Source organism: Mesonia oceanica, assembly GCF_902499555.1.
Lineage (GTDB): Bacteria > Bacteroidota > Bacteroidia > Flavobacteriales > Flavobacteriaceae > Mesonia > Mesonia oceanica.
Genome location: NZ_CABVMM010000001.1, coordinates 238,358 through 257,838, shown reverse-complemented (window position 1 = coordinate 257,838; position 19,481 = coordinate 238,358). Strand labels below are relative to the sequence as shown.

The 19,481-nt window shown below is 36.8% G+C and carries 20 protein-coding genes; 11 read left to right on the top strand and 9 right to left on the bottom strand.

Annotation, left to right across the window (positions count from 1 at the left end; all coding sequences use genetic code 11):
• The first annotated feature begins 43 nt into the window (after positions 1–43).
• The 4 genes from FVB9532_RS01255 to FVB9532_RS01240 all read left to right on the top strand — a co-directional run bounded on the left by FVB9532_RS01255 (position 44) and on the right by FVB9532_RS01240 (position 2,981).
• Entirely contained in the window at positions 44–274 is a 231-nt protein-coding gene (locus tag FVB9532_RS01255) for a FeoA family protein (RefSeq protein ID WP_150543398.1), read from the top strand.
• Positions 274–2,373: a ferrous iron transport protein B gene (gene feoB / locus FVB9532_RS01250; RefSeq protein WP_150543397.1), complete on the top strand. Its 2,100-nt coding sequence runs from the start codon at positions 274–276 to the stop codon at positions 2,371–2,373. The genes FVB9532_RS01255 and feoB overlap by 1 nt, the downstream gene beginning before the upstream one ends.
• 4 nt (positions 2,374–2,377) lie before the next feature.
• Positions 2,378–2,518, top strand: coding sequence for a FeoB-associated Cys-rich membrane protein (locus FVB9532_RS01245; protein WP_317132279.1), 141 nt, complete (start codon positions 2,378–2,380; stop codon positions 2,516–2,518).
• A gap of 79 nt (positions 2,519–2,597) precedes the next feature.
• Entirely contained in the window at positions 2,598–2,981 is a 384-nt protein-coding gene (locus FVB9532_RS01240) for a VOC family protein (protein WP_150543396.1), read from the top strand.
• Positions 2,982–3,011: 30 nt separating this feature from the next.
• Here FVB9532_RS01240 and FVB9532_RS01235 read toward each other — a convergent pair whose 3' ends face one another.
• Genes FVB9532_RS01235 through FVB9532_RS01220 form a run of 4 tightly spaced genes read right to left on the bottom strand, consistent with a single transcriptional unit; the run spans position 3,012 to position 6,841 of the window.
• On the bottom strand, positions 3,012–3,437 hold the full coding sequence (locus tag FVB9532_RS01235) for a hypothetical protein (protein ID WP_150543395.1): 426 nt from the start codon (positions 3,435–3,437) through the stop codon (positions 3,012–3,014).
• A 16-nt stretch (positions 3,438–3,453) separates the two neighbouring features.
• The gene (locus tag FVB9532_RS01230; RefSeq protein WP_150543394.1) at positions 3,454–4,275 is read right to left on the bottom strand and encodes a ZIP family metal transporter; all 822 of its coding nucleotides are present in this window, start codon (positions 4,273–4,275) and stop codon (positions 3,454–3,456) included.
• A gap of 14 nt (positions 4,276–4,289) precedes the next feature.
• Entirely contained in the window at positions 4,290–6,185 is a 1,896-nt protein-coding gene (locus tag FVB9532_RS01225; protein WP_150543393.1) for an Nramp family divalent metal transporter, read from the bottom strand.
• A complete protein-coding gene (locus FVB9532_RS01220) occupies positions 6,182–6,841 on the bottom strand; it encodes a metal-dependent transcriptional regulator (RefSeq protein ID WP_150543392.1) in 660 nt (219 codons plus the stop codon). The genes FVB9532_RS01225 and FVB9532_RS01220 overlap by 4 nt, the downstream gene beginning before the upstream one ends.
• 92 nt (positions 6,842–6,933) lie before the next feature.
• Between FVB9532_RS01220 and FVB9532_RS01215 the strand changes: the two genes are divergently transcribed.
• Together FVB9532_RS01215 and FVB9532_RS01210 are read left to right on the top strand one after the other, a co-directional pair.
• Complete coding sequence (locus FVB9532_RS01215) at positions 6,934–9,291, top strand: TonB-dependent receptor (protein ID WP_150543391.1); 2,358 nt, start codon at positions 6,934–6,936, stop codon at positions 9,289–9,291.
• A 193-nt stretch (positions 9,292–9,484) separates the two neighbouring features.
• Positions 9,485–9,952 (top strand): thioredoxin family protein, encoded by a 468-nt coding sequence (locus tag FVB9532_RS01210; protein WP_150543390.1) that lies wholly within the window; start codon positions 9,485–9,487, stop codon positions 9,950–9,952.
• Here FVB9532_RS01210 and FVB9532_RS01205 read toward each other — a convergent pair.
• Together FVB9532_RS01205 and FVB9532_RS01200 are read right to left on the bottom strand one after the other, a co-directional pair.
• Positions 9,907–10,725: a transporter gene (locus FVB9532_RS01205; RefSeq protein ID WP_150543389.1), complete on the bottom strand. Its 819-nt coding sequence runs from the start codon at positions 10,723–10,725 to the stop codon at positions 9,907–9,909. The two genes, FVB9532_RS01210 and FVB9532_RS01205, sit on opposite strands and share 46 nt — an antisense overlap.
• Positions 10,726–10,755: 30 nt before the next feature.
• Positions 10,756–11,205 (bottom strand): 6-pyruvoyl trahydropterin synthase family protein, encoded by a 450-nt coding sequence (locus FVB9532_RS01200; protein ID WP_150543388.1) that lies wholly within the window; start codon positions 11,203–11,205, stop codon positions 10,756–10,758.
• 219 nt (positions 11,206–11,424) lie between these two features.
• Between FVB9532_RS01200 and FVB9532_RS01195 the strand changes: the two genes are divergently transcribed.
• Entirely contained in the window at positions 11,425–12,069 is a 645-nt protein-coding gene (locus tag FVB9532_RS01195) for a 2OG-Fe(II) oxygenase (RefSeq protein ID WP_150543387.1), read from the top strand.
• Here FVB9532_RS01195 and FVB9532_RS01190 read toward each other — a convergent pair.
• Positions 12,066–12,323 carry a hypothetical protein gene (locus tag FVB9532_RS01190; protein ID WP_150543386.1) on the bottom strand — a complete coding sequence of 86 codons (258 nt, stop codon included), beginning with the start codon at positions 12,321–12,323 and terminating at the stop codon, positions 12,066–12,068. The genes FVB9532_RS01195 and FVB9532_RS01190 overlap by 4 nt on opposite strands.
• An 82-nt stretch (positions 12,324–12,405) precedes the next feature.
• Between FVB9532_RS01190 and FVB9532_RS01185 the strand changes: the two genes are divergently transcribed.
• On the top strand, positions 12,406–14,550 hold the full coding sequence (locus FVB9532_RS01185; protein WP_150543385.1) for a prolyl oligopeptidase family serine peptidase: 2,145 nt from the start codon (positions 12,406–12,408) through the stop codon (positions 14,548–14,550).
• Positions 14,551–14,622: 72 nt separating this feature from the next.
• Entirely contained in the window at positions 14,623–15,129 is a 507-nt protein-coding gene (locus FVB9532_RS01180; RefSeq protein WP_150543384.1) for a hypothetical protein, read from the top strand.
• A 538-nt stretch (positions 15,130–15,667) separates the two neighbouring features.
• Here FVB9532_RS01180 and FVB9532_RS01175 read toward each other — a convergent pair.
• Positions 15,668–15,955, bottom strand: coding sequence for a GIY-YIG nuclease family protein (locus tag FVB9532_RS01175; protein ID WP_150543383.1), 288 nt, complete (start codon positions 15,953–15,955; stop codon positions 15,668–15,670).
• Between the two features lie 251 nt (positions 15,956–16,206).
• On the bottom strand, positions 16,207–17,997 hold the full coding sequence (locus tag FVB9532_RS01170) for a hypothetical protein (RefSeq protein ID WP_150543382.1): 1,791 nt from the start codon (positions 17,995–17,997) through the stop codon (positions 16,207–16,209).
• Positions 17,998–18,365: 368 nt separating this feature from the next.
• Between FVB9532_RS01170 and FVB9532_RS01165 the strand changes: the two genes are divergently transcribed.
• Both FVB9532_RS01165 and FVB9532_RS01160 read left to right on the top strand, forming a co-directional pair.
• Entirely contained in the window at positions 18,366–19,211 is an 846-nt protein-coding gene (locus FVB9532_RS01165) for an SDR family oxidoreductase (RefSeq protein ID WP_150543381.1), read from the top strand.
• Positions 19,212–19,221: 10 nt separating this feature from the next.
• Positions 19,222–19,470 carry an Atu4866 domain-containing protein gene (locus FVB9532_RS01160; RefSeq protein WP_150543380.1) on the top strand — a complete coding sequence of 83 codons (249 nt, stop codon included), beginning with the start codon at positions 19,222–19,224 and terminating at the stop codon, positions 19,468–19,470.
• Positions 19,471–19,481 lie beyond the last annotated feature (11 nt).

The following is a 19,481-nucleotide window of genomic DNA, read 5'->3' as shown; positions in this document are numbered from 1 at the left end:
TTACTGTACTTTTGTATTGTTTAAAATCAATCTAAATAAAAATTTGAAACTCACGGTAGCATCATTAAAAAAAGGTCAGCGCGGAATCATCAAACAATTCGCTCATGACCAAATTCCATTAAAATTACTGGAGATGGGCTGCCTTCCGGGGAATGAAGTTGAATTAGTACAAACTGCTCCGTTCAAAGATCCTTTATATTTAAATGTAAACGGAAGCCACCTGGCCATTAGAAAAGAAACGGCACTGTTGATTGAAATTGAAGTAATAGAGTAATGCCAAAACAAATAAATGTTGCCCTCATCGGAAATCCTAACACCGGTAAAACCTCGGTGTTTAACCACCTTACCGGTCTTAACCAACAAGTAGGGAATTATCCGGGAATTACCGTTGAAAAAAAAGAAGGAATCTGCAAACTTCCACGCGGACTTAAAGCGCATATTTTAGATTTACCGGGAACCTATAGTTTAAATGCTTCTTCCCTTGATGAAAATATCGTTATTGAGCTATTGCTCAATAAAAACGATAAAGATTATCCTGATGTAGCTGTGGTGGTGAGCGATGTAGAAAACCTAAAACGGAACTTACTCCTTTTTACCCAAATTAAAGATTTAGGCATCCCTACTATTCTGGTTATCAATATGGCCGATAGAATGGAGCGCAAAGGGATTTCGTTGGATGTTGAATTGATGGAAAAGCGGTTGAAAACAAAAATCGCCTTGGTAAGTGCCCGTAAAAAAACCGGGATCGAAGAGCTAAAAGAACTCATCATCAATTACCGCCAAATTTCAAGCGAGCCTTGTGTAAATGCATCTACCATCGCACCAGATTATTTTGATCGGTTAAGAAAAGCTTTTCCCAATCAATCACTGTACAAACTTTGGTTGGTAATTACGCAAGATGTGAACTTTGGGAACCTTAACCGCAAGACCTTAGAACAAACTTCAGATTTTCAAACCAAAGAAAAAAGCGAGCTAAAAAGACTTCAACAGAAAGAAACCATTGTCCGTTATCAATTTATCAACGGTGTTTTAAAAGAAACCTTTAAAAAAGATATCACCACGGCTAAAGATTTACGTTCTAGGCTTGACCGGGTATTGACCCATCAGGTTTGGGGGTATTTTATTTTCTTCGGAATTTTACTGTTAATCTTCCAAGCTATTTATGATTGGTCCAGTTATCCTATGGATTTAATCGACACGACTTTTGCTTTTCTAGGGGAATGGACGAAAGAAGTATTACCGGCCGGCGTATTTACCAATCTCATTTCCGAAGGGATTATTCCGGGATTAGGCGGCATCGTGATTTTCATTCCGCAAATTGCATTTTTGTTCCTCTTTATTTCCCTATTGGAAGAAAGTGGTTATATGAGCCGTGTGGTCTTTTTAATGGATCGCGTCATGCGGCGTTTTGGATTAAGCGGAAAAAGTGTAGTTCCCCTGGTTTCTGGAACAGCCTGTGCCATTCCTGCAGTGATGGCCACTAGAAATATTGAAGATTGGAAAGAACGTTTAATTACCATTCTGGTTGTTCCTTTTACCACATGTTCAGCGCGGCTTCCGGTCTATTTAATTATTATCGCTTTAGTTATTCCCAATGAACGGGTACTGGGGATTTTCAACTTACAAGGACTCACCCTTATGCTGCTTTATTTGCTAGGCTTTGGGATGTCGGTATTTTCAGCTTGGGTATTGGATAAGATTTTAAAAATAAAAAGCAAGACGTACTTTGTCATTGAGATGCCCGATTATAAACTTCCGCTTTTCAAAAACGTCGCGATTAATGTGGTTGAAAAAACAAAATCCTTTGTTTTTGGTGCCGGAAAAATCATCTTAGCGATTTCCATTATTTTGTGGGTACTAGCTAGCTACGGACCGGGTGATGATTTTGATAATGCAGAAGCAATTGTCACCGAGCAATACGGTAAAAATTTATCTCAAGAAGATTTTGAAAAGCATGTAGGATCGGTTAAATTAGAGAATAGTTACATTGGGATGATGGGAAAAGGCATTGAACCTGTGGTTCGACCTTTAGGATACGATTGGAAAATCGGAATTGCCATTGTAAGTTCTTTTGCCGCAAGAGAGGTTTTTGTAGGAACTTTAGCCACCATTTATAGTGTAGGCAGCGATGAAGAAAAGACCATTAAAGATCGAATGGCAGCTGAAACCAATCCGGTTCTAGGCGGTCCTTTGTTTAATTTTGCTAGTGGTATTAGCTTATTGCTGTTCTACGCCTTTGCCATGCAGTGTATGAGTACACTTGCTATTGTAAAACGGGAAACCAATTCTTGGAAATGGCCAATATTACAATTATTCGTCATGTCTGGCATAGCTTATGTAGCTGCATTAACAGCTTTTCAACTCTTAAAATAGAACGATGATGATACAGGAAATTTTAGTTTTTATTACTTTTTTAATCGCTGTAGGTTTTTTAGTGAAAAAATTCTTCTGGAAAAGTCCTAAGAAAGCAACCGGTAGCGAAAGTGCTTGCGGAAAATCTGATTGTGGTTGCCACTAAAAAACAGGGAGACTTTCAATTATAAAATGCTAGTTTCCATAATTTTAATTTTTTTATCTTTACTATTTAAAACCAAAGAATGTTTGCATTTTCCTTTAACCATATAGCGCTTTCAGTAAAAAATGTAAACGAATCTTTTCAGTTTTATCAAAAAGTATTTCAATTTAAAGAAATTGAAAATACGGCTTCAAACTCCAAAACTAGATGGCTCTCTATTCATGAAGGAAAACAGCTTCATCTTATTCCGCGCCCAACTGCTGAAATAAAAACAAATAAGGCGGTTCATTTTGCTTTAGCTACCTCAACCTTAGCTGCATTTATTATCCACTTAAAGAAATTGAATATTGACTATTCAGATTGGATTAATTCACCTGATAAAGATTACATCCGAAAAGATGGAATTAGACAGGTTTACTTTCAAGACCCAGACGGGTATTGGATTGAAGTAAATGATAATGTCTAATAGTTATAATTTCTTATTTCTATGGTACTCTTAAGGAATTTCAACACGAAGGTAATAATCAATATTTCCTTCAGTTTTCGTTTTTTTCGTTGGGTATGGCATTAAAGCATATACTCGAAAAGGTTTTTCACCTAACGTAAAAGAAGTCCCGTTCTCCTCAGGATGGTTAAGTACTATTTCTTGCGAATCGACCAGCTTCCCATCTCTTTTTAAACTGATTTCTACTTTTGCTTCTCCTTGCCAAATACAAGTTACATCTTTAGGGCAGCGAGAATCAGCAAGCATTTTAGTAAACGTAAGGCAATAGTTTTTCCATCGGTAAGATTCACCTTCCGGTAATTTTACTACAATCACGGGAGTTTCTATCTGTTGAGTCGCTGTAGCATCATTTTGATGTTGCGCATTTGTCAATCTACTACAAAAAACAACCAAAATAAGCAGAAGTATCTTTTTCATCTGTAAGATAAATATTTTATCCTAAACCAACATCTAAGGTCATCATCACCATAAAACCACCAATAAAACCGAGTGTAGAAATATCGGTATATTTATCCTGTTGTGATTCAGGGACCACTTCTTCCACCACCACAAAAATCATTGCTCCTGCCGCAAAGCATAAAGCATAGGGTAAAATAGGTTTAAAAGTCATCACGGCATAGGCTCCAATTACAGCGGCAACAGGTTCTACTATTGCCGAAAGCTGCCCGTAGTTAAAACTTTTCCACCTGCTTAAACCTTGACCGCGTAAGGGCATTGCCACCGCAAAACCTTCCGGGAAGTTCTGTATCCCTATTCCAATCGCCAAAGCTACCGCTCCGCCAATACTCGCTCCTTCAAAACCGGCCGCCACTCCTCCAAACAAGACACCAATCGCTAAACCTTCTGGAATATTATGCAAGGTAATGGCCAAGGTTAATAACACCGATTTATGCCAAGGGGTTTTCACCCCTTCCTTCTCACTCATTTTAAAGTTAACGTGCAAGTGCGGTAAAACTTTATCTAAGGCATAAATAAACAATGCGCCCAGTCCAAAACCTACAATGGCCGGAATGGTTTTTTCAAAACCTTCTCCCGGACTCATCTCGATTCCCGGCGCCAATAAACTCCAGAAACTCGCAGCTACCATCACACCACCGGTAAAACCAAGCATACCATCAAATAGCTTTCGGTTCATTTTTTTAAAGAAGAAAACCAATGAAGCCCCGATGGCTGTTAATCCCCACGTAAAAAGTGTAGCGTAAAGTGCCGCAAGAACAGGATCTATATTTTCAAAAAAACTAATAACTTCTTTCATAATAGTTGTTGTATTTATACAATAAAGACAGGTATGGATACCTTGTGTCTTACACTATCTACCGTGGTACCCAATATAATGTCTTTCATGAGTTGGTGCCCATGGCTACCAAGTATTAATATATCAAAATTTTGATCAGGTGCATTGATGATCTTAGGAATAGCTTTCTTTGCCGTACCAAAAACCAATTCTATATGCACTGCATAGCCCATTGCTTTCAAATCTTCTTGATAAGCTACTAAAGAAGCTTGATCATTGGCCGCTTCATAATCATCTACATGCTTTCCATGGATAAAGGCCCCTGCAGTTTCTACACTATGAATTAAAGTATAATTTGCAGATTTGCCTCCCAGTTGTAAAGCCGCAGCAATACTTTTCTTATCGGCTTCAGAAAAATCTACCGCAATCGCTATGTCTTTATAGGCAGGTACCGCTTTTAAATCCGTAATTTTTACCGGAGAATGATTTGGTGAATGGGTTTTTATTTGTCGCCTTTGTCTTTTCTGAACCAGCGGCCAAAAGGTAATAAACACCAATAAAAATAGACATCCTAAAATAACAGGCACTATAAATATCCAAATATAAATAGGATGGTCTGATGAAGTTATCCATTTTGTCACTTCATCATAAACAAGTTTCCCATTTAGCATAATAATTACTATACTAATCACCCAAGAAGCAATTTTAATAAGCCAGTTAATATGGAAGCCTTTCATTTTATTTTTATCACTTACAAAATGAATTAATGGAATGATAGCAAACCCCAATTGTAAACTCAACACCACTTGGCTGAGCACTAATAACTCTCCTGTGGCGCGTTCACCAAAATAAATAATGGTAAATAATGCGGGGGCAATAGCAATCAAGCGGGTAATCAAGCGCCGTACCCAAGGCTGTATTCTTAAATTCAAATAGCCTTCCATAACTATTTGCCCTGCCAGTGTTCCTGTTAAAGTAGAGCTTTGACCGGCTGCAATTAACGCTAAAGCAAATAAGATTGGCGCCCAATTAGATCCTAAAAATGGAGCTAATAGTTGATATGCATCCTGAATCTCTGCCACATCATACCTGCCATTTTTATAAAATACTGCTGCTGCAAGAATTAATATGGCAGCGTTTACAAAAAAAGCTAAATTAAGTGCTATGGTAGAATCTATAAAATTAAACCGAAGGGCTTGTTTGATGCTCTTTTTTCCGGATTTTATTTTTCGGGTTTGTACCAAAGAAGAATGTAGGTATAAATTATGCGGCATCACCGTAGCACCAATAATCCCGATAGCAATGTAAAGCCCTCTACCATCTGGAATAGAAGGAATAAGGCCACTAGCTACTTCTGCTAAATCAGGTTTAGCAAAAAACATTTCAATCAAAAAGGAAACGCCAATCACAGCAATAAGGCTTACGATAAAAGCTTCCATTTTTCGCATGCCTTTGTTGAGTAAAAAAAGAAGTAAAAAACTATCAAAAACAGTAATGCAAACCCCCCAAATCATGGGTAAGCCAAATAAAAGCTCTAACCCGATGGCCATCCCAATCACTTCAGCTAAATCACAGGCGGCAATAGCAATCTCTGCAAATATGTATAAAATAAAATTAACAAATTTAGGGTATTCTTCTCGAGAAGCTTGAGCTAAATCTATTCTTCTCACCACCCCCAGTCTGGTGCATAAACTTTGCAGTAAAAGTGCCATAAGGTTAGACATGAGCAACACCCAAAGCAAAGAATAACCAAACTGACTTCCTCCTGCTAAATCTGTGGCCCAGTTACCTGGATCCATATAGCCTACACTAATTAAATATGCCGGACCTAAAAAAGCCAAAACCTTTCTCCACCCCTTCTTCTTTGTGGAAGTATTTACAGACTCATGAACTTCTTCTAAAGATTTGCGCTCTTGGCCGGAGTTTTTCATGAATTTACAGTTTTCAAATAAATATTATTAGCGGCTAAATTTGAAATATTAAATTCTCTATGATCTACTTCTAATTGCATAGAACCATCAAACTCTTCTTTGTCTTTTACCGTAATCACTTTTCCCAAAGCTATCTGGTGCTTGTCTAAATATTGCAGAAATGATGAAGAGGAATCATTCACTCCGACACACACTCCTTGTTCTCCTTTCTTAAATTCAGCAAGCATTCTTTTTTCTACTTTTACTACGTTCCCATCTTCATCGGGAATAGGATCACCGTGTGGGTCTGTTTTAGGATAGCCTAATAATTTATCTAATTCTTTAATTAGCTTTTCAGACTCAATATGCTCTAATTGCTCTGCAATGTCATGAACCTCATCCCAAGAAAAATTAAGTTTTTCTACTAGAAAAGTCTCCCAAAGTCTGTGCTTCCTTACCACTTTTACCGCATGCTTTTCTCCTGTTTCAGAAAGTTTTGCTCCTTGGTATTTTTTATAAAAAAGTAACTCTTTTTCTGCTAAGCGCTTAATCATATCACTCACAGAAGAAGCTTTCGTCTCCATCTCTTCTGCAATAGCATTTGTGGGCACTCCTTTTTTATAGTGTTTCTGTAGGTTATAAACCGTTTTTAAATAATTTTCTTCGGAAAGTGTCATTCTTATTTTTTATTAATACAAAAATACATTTTTTTAAACAAAAACAAATTTTTAGATTTGTCTAAAAATTAAATTAAACCAAACTAATAAAAATGAAGCTTGTTCAATTTCTTATGATGATCATTTCCCTAAGTTGTTTTTCACAAGAAAATATTGCTCTCAAAGGAAAAATCACTTCAGCAGGAAAACCGGTACCTTTCACCCATATCAGTATCGAAGGGAGCTCCAAAGGAACATCGGCAACTATTAACGGAGACTATCTTCTAGAAGTTGAACCGGGGACTTATACGTTAAAAGTTCAAGCAGTGGGTTTTAAAACAAAAACGTTAACTATTTCAACATCAAATTATACAGATAAAAATTTAGGCATCGAGCTCGATGAAGACATGTTAGGCTTAGATAATGTAGTGATTAGCGCGACTCGAAATCGTGTAAATGTAAAGAAAACCCCGGTTGTGGTAAATGTGTTAAGTCCCAAGCTTTTTAATGCTACACAATCCATTGCCGTGGCAGAAAGTTTAAATTATCAACCCGGCGTTCGGGTAGAAACCAATTGCCAAAATTGTGGTTTCACCCAAGTCCGCCTGAATGGTTTGGATGGGAGCTACACGCAAGTAATCATTAACAGCAGATCGGTTTTCAGCGCTCTAAATAGTGTTTACGGGTTAGAACAAATCCCTACTTCTATTTTAGATAGAATTGAAGTAGTAAGAAGTGGTGGTTCGGCGCTTTATGGTTCTAATGCGATTGCAGGAACCGTGAATATTATCACCAAAGACCCGGTTTTAAATTCTTGGGAAGTTTCCTCTAATTTCGGATTGATTGACGGTAAAACGGCCGACAGAACTTTTAACGCCAACACCAGTGTAGTTAGCGAAGATTTAAATAGCGGAATCACAGTTTACGGACTGAAACGAGACCGTGACAGTTATGATGCGAATGATGATGGATTTTCTGAAATTACAGAACTCACCAATACCAGCTTAGGAACGAAATCTTTTTTAAAACCGAACGAGAACAGTAAAATCACGTTAGACTTAACAGCCCTCGAAGAATATCGTCGTGGCGGTGATCGCTTATATTTAGCTCCTCATTTAACCGATATTACGGAAGAATTGAACCACAATACCATTATGGGTGGTATTACCTACGAGATTAGCAATGATGCGAAAACCAATAATTTTTCGGTGTACGCTTCCGGGCAACATACCGATCGAAAAAGTTTTTACGGTGGTTTAGGTGGTGGAAGAACCAAACAGGACTCCATTACCGCAGCAAATGCTTATGGAAATACCGATGATCTTGCGCTACTTTTTGGAGTTCAATTTACCCGACATTTTAAAAATAACGATGTATTAACGGTAGGTACCGAATATAATATTAACAGTACAGAAGATAATATTAGCGGTTATAACCGATACATTGATCAAGAAGTGCATTCCTTAGGAACTTTTGCGCAATACGAATGGAAACCTACAGCTCAATTTACGGCTTTGGTAGGAAGTAGACTCGATTATGTAAATGTAGAAGGAGATTATCATATTCAACAGGTAAAGAGAACTTCAAAAATTGATCAGACCGTTTTAAGTCCACGCTTTACTGTACTTTATAATTTTGCTGAAAATTGGCGATTTCGCGGAGGCTATGCCAGAGGTTTTCGGGCTCCGCAAGCTTTTAATGAAGATTTGCATATCTCTTCGGTAGGAGGCGAACCTCAATTTGTAATTCTCTCCAAAAATTTAGAAACCGAATATTCCAATGCCTTTACAGCATCCTTCAATTACTCCAACAACTTCAAGAAACTACAAACCAATTTTTTACTAGAAGGTTTTTATACCGATTTAGAAAATCCATTTACTAGCGTAAGTACCGGGGCAAGTTTGCCTAACGGTTCTATTTTAGAAGAAGTAAGAAATGGCAGTGGCGCCTATGTTGCAGGTGCAAATTTTGAACTAGGGATTTCTCCTTCTTCAAAATTCACCTTTCAAATGGGAGGAACCCTTCAACAGTCTAAGTACAGAGAAAATCAGGTACTGTTCGAAGCTGACGGAAGCAATGCTGCTGAAACTGATATCGTGATTCAAGATTTTGTAAGAAATCCTAGTGTTTATGGTTACCTCAATACCAATTGGAAAGTTTTGGAAGAATCGAGCATTGATATTACCGGAACCTATACCGGAAAAATGACCATACCATTAGTGATTAGTGACAACGGTTTCTTACAATTAAATGAAAGCAATCCTTTTTATGATCTCAATTTAAAATTGAATCATCATATCGACTTAAGCGAAAGTTTTCAACTAAATATTTTTGGTGGCCTCAAAAATATATTCAATAGTTACCAAAATGATTTTGATACCGGCGCTACCCGTGACTCCGATTATATTTACGGACCGTCACAACCCAGAACCTTTTTCTTCGGAATAAAATTTGGCAATTTGCATGACTAGCATGAGTTCAAATTAAAAATTTCTAAGCCTCTATTTTGGATGGCATTTCGATACAAATTTTCCATGAAATTTTACTCAATGCCTCAAAATCATTAAAAAACCAATATAAAGGCTATGTCAGTTTGAGCGGAGTCGAAAACTATTTATAAATAAAGAATAAGTAAGCTTCTAACGGCTTGAATAAACTATAAAAATGAAAAAACTACTTTTCTATTTCTTATTGATTTTCGCCGGAAATGCATTCGCTCAAGCTGAAATCAACTGGTTAAGTTTTGAACAATTAGAAGATTCGCTTCAGCAAGAACCTAAGCCGGTTTTTATATATTTTTATGCCGATTGGTGTGCTTATTGTAAAAAAATGGATCGACATGCCTTTAAAAACTTAGAAGTCATTCAACAATTATCCAATGAGTTTTATGCGGTGAAAATGAATGCTGAAAGCACAGATACCATCAGGTTTGAGGGGGTAACATTTTATAATGAGGAAGTAGTTGAAAAAAGAAATCCCACCCATCAATTAGCAAAATTACTGGCTAGTAGAAAAAATCAAGCTTTTAGCTTACCCGCAATAATCCTATTAGATAAAAATTTCAATCTCCTCGAAAGAGAATTTAGTTATTTAACTTCTGAAGCTTTACTTGGGTTTTTAGAAAACCGATAACTAAGACCTGCCGCTATTTGGTAGTTTTGAGCATTGTCAAATCCAGTCCCAAATAATAAGTCTGCCTGAAAGTTATTACTCAGTAAATAGGTACCTCCTATATCCCAAAAGTGCTCAGCTGTATGGTCTTCAGGGATATTTGCATAAACTTCTGCAAATAATCCTATCTTCTGAGTAATTGAATATCCATACGACAATGTATAAACATAAGAAATTTCACTAGCATCATTGAGTTTGTTTACTCCCAAATTGTAAGATAAGCTAGAGCGTTTACTTAAATCATTATTCATTAACATTCTCACCTCTATTCCTGTCGTTTCATTTTGGTAGTCTTTGCTTGCCGCAAACGGAAAGCTTAGCTGGCTAAAGAGCGTCATTTTAGGAACCCATCCCATTTGCTCGGTAACACCTACTTTAGTAGCTAGATGAAGCGCAGAAAAACCATTTTTTGAAGTTAAATCCCGATGGTGGTAATTATTTTCTTGATAAGACCAGCTTGCCTGAACCTCTAAATTAGTTAACAGACCATACCTAATCACCGATGTGTTGTAAGTAATAGCATCTTCTACATATCCGTTTCCTTCCAGTTCCTGATAAATACCACCACTTTCAACCTGCAGATATTTATAATTCATCATACTGGCAGCATAGGTAGCATTAGGTCTATCGGTAGAAATTGCTCCTATGTTTTCTTCTTGAGCAAAAAGACTAAACTGAACAAGAAGACTTAAAAAGAATAAATTACGTTTTTTAATCATTAATTTTTTTATCAAATAGAGGTTTTAACTACAGAAGAAAAATTTCTAATTATCACTCGCATACCACTCTGCAAAACTAGTTTCTGTTTCTTGGAGTTTGAGGGAATGTAAACTAATATTTTTAGGAAGGCGCTTGATGATTTTCTCTGCAAAATCGATCACCATCTGTTCGCTTGTAGGTTGGTAATCTACCAAAATCACACTGTGTCCTCGCTTTTCCAATTCCGCAGCCAATTCGCGATGCGGTGTGTTTTTATTAAATACAGTTGCGTGGTCAAATTTATCCACAATCTCTTCTTTTACAATTTTCTTTAAATCCCCAAAATCAATGACCATTCCATACTTCACATGGTCTTTATCATCAATGGGTTTCCCGATCACCGTTACGTTCAGCTTGTAACTATGTCCGTGGACATTTCGGCATTTGCCATCGTAACCGTAAAGCGCGTGACCCGCTTCAAAACTAAACTGTTTGGTAATTCTAATCTTGCTCATTACTTTCTAAATTTATTTATCGCTATGACTACAATTAAAACTATCGCCAAAACTAAAAACAGTCCGGGACCGCTTAAAAATCTTAAAATATCCACTTCTTTATCTCTTTAATTATGAAAGGTACAAAGTTAAACAATAAACTTAGCCGGCATAAAGGTTATTTTTAAAACAACCTATGGATTTAAAATCTATATTTACCGCGCTTTTTTTACCTAAAAAATGGATATACTTTTTGAAGAAATAGATTTTCAAGTAAATGATCAATACGAACAGATTATTGAAGATTTACAGAAGAAAAAATATAGTGTTGTCGATGATTTTTTCTCTGCGGAAGAAATTGAGATCATTAGAAACGGACTTCTAACCAAATACGAAGAAGACCAATTCAAAAAATCGGCTATTGGCAACCGTGTGAATGAACTCATTGAAAGCGAAATTAGGGGTGATTTTATTTTATGGTTAAATGAAGCGGAAGCCGGATTGCCGGAAAAAACTTACTTTAATAAAATCAATCAACTGGTTGATTACTTAAACAGAACCTGTTTTATGGGAATTTTGCATAAAGAATTTCATTATGCGGTTTACCCAAAAGGTACTTTTTACAAACGCCATTTAGATACTTTTCAAAATGATGGCCGAAGAAAACTATCGGTGGTCTGTTACCTCAACGACGAATCATGGAAAAAAGAAAATGGTGGAGAACTGACCATTTACACCGAAGAAAACGGTACCGAAAAGCCCATTGACTTATTTCCGTTTCCGGGAAGGGTCGTTATTTTTGAAAGTCAAGAACTGGAACACGAAGTTCAACAAGTAAAAAACGATAAACGCTTAAGCATTACCGGCTGGTTAAAAACGCGCTAGACTTGTTTACTGTTTTCCTGTTCGGCCTTTAATTGTTCTTGATATTTCACGCGTTGCTTTTTCTTATGCCGAGCATAGATAAAGACAATAATTGCTATAATTACGGTTACCGTAACATAAAACCAATTGGCTACAAAAAAATCCTGAAAACTATACCAACCCCATTCTTGGTAGGGCTGGGTTTCTTCAGGTTGGGGTATTTCAGTTTGAATAAAAGTCATCTTCTTCGTTTCTTCTAAAGTTAAGAATTTCATCTTATCAAGCTTCTAAAGAGAATCTTAATCTTTTTGGACAAGGCTAAATTCATTATCTTTGAAAACCGCACAACTTACAATTATGAAAAAAATCTTATTTCCTTTTATTGCACTTGTACTCGTTGCTTGTAACGTTTTAAAAGAAAAAGAAAAAACCTCACAAAAAAATATTGCCTTGAACTACCCAAAAACTAAAAAAGTAGATACCGTCAACACCTATTTTGGAACCGAAGTAAAAGATCCATACCGATGGTTGGAAGACGACCGAAGCAAAGAAACCGAAGCTTGGGTAAAAGAAGAAAATAAACTCACCTTTGATTACCTTAATAAAATACCTTACCGCGACTCCCTAAAAAACCGACTTTCCAAACTTTGGAATTACGAAAAAGTGAGCGCTCCCTATAAAGAAGGTGATTATACCTACTTTAGCAAAAACAATGGGTTACAAAATCAATATGTGATTTATCGTTACAAAACCGGAGAAGATCCTTCTACGGCAGAAGTATTTTTAGATCCCAATACCTTTAGTAAAGACGGAACTACCTCTTTAGGCGGAATAAGTTTTTCGGAAGATGGCAAAACCTTAGCTTATTCTATTTCTGAAGGCGGAAGCGATTGGCGAAAAGTATTAGTCATGAATGCGGAAACCAAAGAAATTATCGAAGACACGTTGGTTGATATTAAATTTAGCGGATTGTCTTGGAAAGGCAACGAAGGTTTTTTCTATTCTAGCTACGACAAACCGAAAGGAAGTGAACTTTCCGCTAAGACAGACCAACATAAACTGTATTACCATCAACTGGGCACTCCACAAAAAGAAGACAAATTAATTTTTGGGGATACTGAAGAAGAAAAACATCGCTACGTGGGCGGAAATGTGACCGAAGACAATCGATATTTATTAATTAGTGCAAGTACCTCCACTTCCGGAAACAAGTTATTTTTAAAAGATTTAGCAGTACCTAACAGTAAGCTCCAAACCATTATTGGCAATACGGACACCGATACCTACCTCATCGAGAATGAAGGTAGCAAACTCTTTTTAGTCACCAACAAAAATGCACCGAACAAAAAAATTGTCACCGTAGATGCAGCCAACCCAGGTCCTGAAAATTGGGAAGATTTTATTCCGGAAACCGAAAACGTATTAACTCCATCGACCGGTGGTGGTTATTTCTTTACAGAATATATGGAAGATGCGGTTTCTGCCATCAAACAATATGATTATAACGGAAAGCTAGTTCGAGAAGTACAACTTCCGGGAATAGGTAGTGTTGGTGGTTTTGGTACTAAAAAGGAAGAAAAAGAACTGTATTATTCCTTTACCAATTACATTACGCCGGGAAGCATTTACAAATACAATATTGAAGAAGGAACTTCTGAACTTTACCGACAACCGAAAATAGATTTCAATTCAGATGAATATGAAAGCAAACAAGTTTTCTATACTTCCAAAGACGGTACTAAAGTTCCGATGATTATCACGCATAAAAAAGGAATCGAGTTGAACGGCAAAAACCCAACTATTCTTTACGGTTATGGCGGATTCAATATTAGCTTAACCCCCGCTTTTAGCATCACCAATGCAGTTTGGATGGAACAAGGCGGAATTTTCGCCGTTCCTAACCTTCGCGGAGGTGGTGAATACGGAAAAGAATGGCACGATGCGGGAATTAAAATGAAAAAACAAAACGTTTTTGACGATTTTATTGCTGCCGCTGAATACTTAATTGAAAACAATTATACTTCCAGCGATTACTTAGCCATTCGTGGGGGTTCTAACGGTGGATTGCTAGTGGGAGCGACAATGACACAACGTCCAAAATTAATGAAAGTTGCTTTACCGGCCGTGGGCGTGTTAGATATGCTACGTTACCACACGTTTACTGCAGGAGCCGGTTGGGCGTACGACTATGGAACTGCCGAAGACTCCAAAGAAATGTTTGAGTATTTATACAACTATTCTCCGGTACAAAATGTAAAAGAAGGCGTCGAGTATCCCGCTACGTTAATCACTACAGGTGACCATGACGATCGGGTGGTTCCTGCTCACAGTTTTAAGTTTGCGGCAGAACTTCAAGCCAAACAAACCGGTAATAACCCCGTGCTCATTAGAATTGAAACGAATGCCGGGCATGGTGCGGGAACGCCCGTTAGCAAAACCATCGAGCAATACGCCGATATTTTTGGGTTTACCTTATGGAATATGGGGTTTAAGGAGTTGTAGATTGTCTAACTTTCAATCTGAACTCATTGAACAAAGCTGATTTTATAGTAAGACCTATTCTTTACTTATCAAATGCTATTAAAAAAGATTAAAGAGTTTATTCCATTAGGAATTGTTTCATTTTTCTCTACAGTTTCAATATTTATTTCCATTTGGGAAGGATATGTCTATGATTATAGGCAAATTATTGCCTTACTTTTATTAGGAATTTCTATCTTATTTTTTCTTTCTGGAAGCCACTTTTATAAATATTTTTTTGCTGTTGTATTGTTAATTGTAAGTTTTACACCTATTTCTTTTACAGCCTACGTTTTTAATTTCTCTATTGGTGCTTTCTTAATATTTTTAATTCACGCTTTTATATTTAGAAAATCACTTTTCGATTCTCTATTTTCAACCTTCGTAAAAGATGAAGAAGAAGTTATAAACAGAAAGAATAAAAAAGGTGAATTTTTTAAAAGGAATTTTTCAGCATTAGAAATTGTAGAAATAAATAAAAAGTTAGAGGAAGATTTAGTTTCTGAAGCAAAAATAGCCTTAGAAGAACTAAAATACAGGAAACTAAATAGAGAAACTTGAGTCGGTTTCGAGTGATTTACCAAAGTGAAACGGAGGTAAATTGTATCGAGAACTATTCCCAACATAACTTCTCGATACAACTTAATTTCCGCTACCGCTGTACTAGAATCACTCGAAGTGACCAACAAACAAACACCAAAAGTCAGTTCTAGTGATTTGCCAAAGTGAAACGGAGGTAAATTGTATCGAGAACATATCTCACAGAGCTTATCGATACAATTGTTTGTCGCTATCGCTCCCAAAAATCACTCGAAGTGACCAACAAACAAACCCAAAAAGTCAGTTCGAGTGATTTACCAAAGTGAAACGGAGGTAAATTGTATCGAGAACTATTCTCAAAATAACTTCTCGATACAATTGTTTGTCGCTATCGCTCCCAAAAATCACTCGAAGTGACCAACAACCAAACTCAAAAAGTCAGTTCGAGTGATTTACCAAAGTGAAACGGAGGTAAATCGTATCGAGAACATATCTCACAGAGCTTATCGATACAATTTTAGCTACACTAAAATCACTTGAAGTGGCTAAAGCATTATTCCTAAAATTTTTTCTTTGCTAAATTAGGAAGTTGATCATATTCAGAATTAATGAGTGCTTCCTTTTTAGCTTTCGACCATTTTTTAATTTTCTTTTCAAAATCAATTGCCTTTCCAGAATTGGAAAATGTCGTATAATATTTAAGTTCCACAGGACGTCGCCTATAGGTATAACCATCTCTATAAAAACCTGAATTATGTTGAAACAACCTTTCTTCAAGTTTAGAAGTTATTCCTGTATAATATGTGTTGTCAGAGCATTGTAATATATAAACATAGTACATTTTCATCATCTATTATTTTAAAACGAACATCCTCAGGTCAAGTACTCCTAGAAAGGTTAATAAAGTGAATTATGACGAAAAACATTCACTCATAACTTCTCGATACAATTTAATTTCCGCTACCGCTGTACTAGAATCACTATAAGTGACATTCTAAGTAGCACATTAATTCATTTTCAAAAATTTACAATATACGGTTTACAGTTTACAGCAATAAGTCATTAGCTTTCAACAAAAATACATTCAAAGTTTAGCATTTAAGCCACTTCAGCTTGCTGTGTGATTTCTAAAATTCGGTTTTCGCAAATATGTAAATCGGTTAAAAACTGGTTTTCTTTAATCAGCTTTTTAGAGAACATATTCTTATAATAGTCAATGCCTTCTTCCAGATTTTGTGTAAATCGGGTGAACTTTTTTGCTTCCCGTCTATTTGAAAAATCGGTACTCTCTGCCAATTCTTTTAAGTAATCGATGTACAACTGCAGCTCTTTAATAAACATATGCGGGCGATAGCCACTCAGCACATTTTTGCGACCATAGATGTGATCGGTCAATTCTTGTAGCGAATATTTACCCGAGAAATAGGCCAAATTAGGGCCGGGACAAACGGTCACAAAATCCATTTTCTTTACAAAGGTGAAGTTGTAGTTTTTAGCGACACTAGTGCACAAACCGGTACACAAACACTCTTTCTCAAACAACAAATCGGCTTCCTTTGCCTTTTCAGCTCTCGATAAATCGGAATGTTGAATTTGCTTCAGTTTTAATTTTTGGTATTTATGCGAAGCAGTACAAATCGGTTTTTCGGTAAATTCGGTATTCGCTTCTAATAATTTCTCGGGACACGAACTACCGGGTTTATTTCGTAAAAGATTTTTTCTTCGGAAGTCTTCTCCACTAGCTCCCTTCAGGTAGTTAAACCGAACACCCAAGGGCGAACTGTGGCTCAAAACAATATCTTCTTCTTTTGATTGTTGAAGTTTCCCTAAGGTTGCAGAATCGACATTGGTTACTTCCGGACACAGTAAAAACGGCGATCCCCAACCAGTCGCATCAGCCTGAAAATAATCTTTTAGCAAGGTATCTTCTTCAAAAGTACCTATCCCACCCTGAACGGTAATCTTTATTTCGGGTAATTCAGAAATTTCAGCTTCTTCACCAACAGCACTTCGGTAAAGTGCCGATAATTCCGAGTGTAATTGGGCTTTGTTCTGCTTAAATTCTTCCAGTATTGGCCCCAGCAGATAACCATCGGTTGCAAAGGCGTGACCCCCACAGTTTAAGCCGGATTCAATTCTGAATTCACTCACCCAGATTCCCCGTTTGGCGAGGTATTTTCCCTGAATTAAAGCCGAACGGTAATCGCTGACTTTTATAGCAATGGCTTTGCTGAAGTTACCGTTGTTATCGGAATGAAAGCTTTTAAAAGAGGATAGATAATTGAACAATCTTGGATTCATCCCAGCCGAAAAAACCAGGGTTGAATGCTCTAAATTGCTTTCTGCATACCCTTTTAAAGCCTGTAAAGCATCAGATCCATTTTCGATAACTTCTTTGTTGTCATCGATTTGATCGCTATCGATTTTCGTCATGATATTGACTTCAATCGCACCGGGCTTTACCTCATTTCGCAGTTCAGACTCCAGACTCTCTTTTTCGGAAGGATCCGTTAGCTGAAGAAATTTAAGGTACTTCTGTTTTAATTCAGACACTTCCGGCAGCATTTCAAAATACTTGGTGATTTCTGAAGTACTTGAAAAAGCAGCGGTTTTCACCCCTTCTACTTTCTTTTTCACTTCTTCACTTATCAGATTCAGATAATCGGTAATCCGTTTAGCTCTATAATTGGGTTCCTTTTTGCTTATGGGCAGAAAAGGCTCGTTATTCAATTTGTAATAATACGCGCGCATTTTTTCGATAAGGTGATCTTCGATAATTGAAATGGAAGAGTTTATCCCAAAATGCGCCACTTTTACCGGCGTATCAATGGTGTAAGCAATGCCCATCACCGGAATATGAAATTGATGTGGGGATATGGCGTTTTTCATTCGTTTTAAGTTTAATCCCCAAAGATGAAAAGTAGCTAGCGTTTAAAATATGACATTTATCAGGTTTTGAATATTTCATTTTTAGTAGTGCGATTTTAGAAACTAGCGCATAAAATATAGACGCCAGCCTTCAGTTGGCAGGGACTGTTAGCAGTTTTCAAAGTTTGAAAAGTTTAAAATCACAACATAGAAATCACAATACTCTTTAAATTGAAAAATTCTCAATCACACTCCTATTCGTTATTTTTTCCATTACCAAATCAACCAAGCCTCGTATAAGATAGATTTGAACATGCATTCCGTAGATATGGAAAAGTGATCCCCCTTTTGTTACACCAACTTTGCATTCTAATTTAAAATTAAAGAAAATGAATACAACAAAAGTATGGTTTATTACAGGAGCCTCTAAAGGATTAGGTTTAACCCTAACCAAAAAATTACTCGCTCTGGGTTTTAGTGTAGCAGCTACTTCACGAAACAAACAATCCTTAATAAGAGAGATCGGAGCAGCAAATGAAAAATGCTTACCCATCGAAATGGATTTAACCCATAACGAGCATGTGAAGCAAGCTATTGAGGCCACTATTGCGCATTTTGGTAAAATTGATGTTGTAGTGAACAATGCAGGCTATAGCCAAATAGGAACTTTAGAAGAACTTGCTGCAGAAGAAGTAGAACGCAACTTTAAGGTAAATGTATTTGGTTCGCTGAATGTTATTCGAAATGTTGCCCCATATTTGCGCAAGCAACAATCTGGGCATATTTTCAACATTTCCTCCATAGGTGGTTATACAGGAAATTTTGCCGGTTTTGGTATATATTGCGCTACGAAGTTTGCTGTTGCCGGTTTTACCGAAGCATTGGCAGAAGAAATGAAAGCCTTTGGAGTTCATACTACTTTAGTATATCCTGGATATTTTAGAACCCATTTTTTATCAAAAGGTTCAGTTCAAACACCAACCCGGGAAATTGAAGACTATAAAGCTGCTCGTGAAATGGAACAAGCCCATTTAAACGACATCAATGGTAATCAACCCAACGACCCTGAAAAAGCTGCAGACGTATTTATTGCACTAAGTGAACACAAAAATCCACCTGTACATTTTTTTATGGGAGAAGATGCCTATCACTATGCAAATCTCAAAATTGAAACCATTCAAAAAGCGATGAAAGAGAACGAAGTTTTAGGAACCTCAACAGGATTTAAAAATTAAATTTTTGGGTATGACATTAGAAGAATCAAAAGAATATATTGGGATGTGGGTAACAGCAGATGGAAACATTCGTCATGAGTTATTGCCTAATAATCGATATGATGAAGCACGAGGCACCCGAAAAAGTGCATATCAGGGAGCTTATAAAGTTTCAGGAAATCATATAGATTACAAAGATGATACAGGCTTTACCGCTGATGGGGAATTTAAAAATGGAATCTTGTATCACGCAGGAATGGTACTGTACAAAGAACTTTAATCCTTACTTTT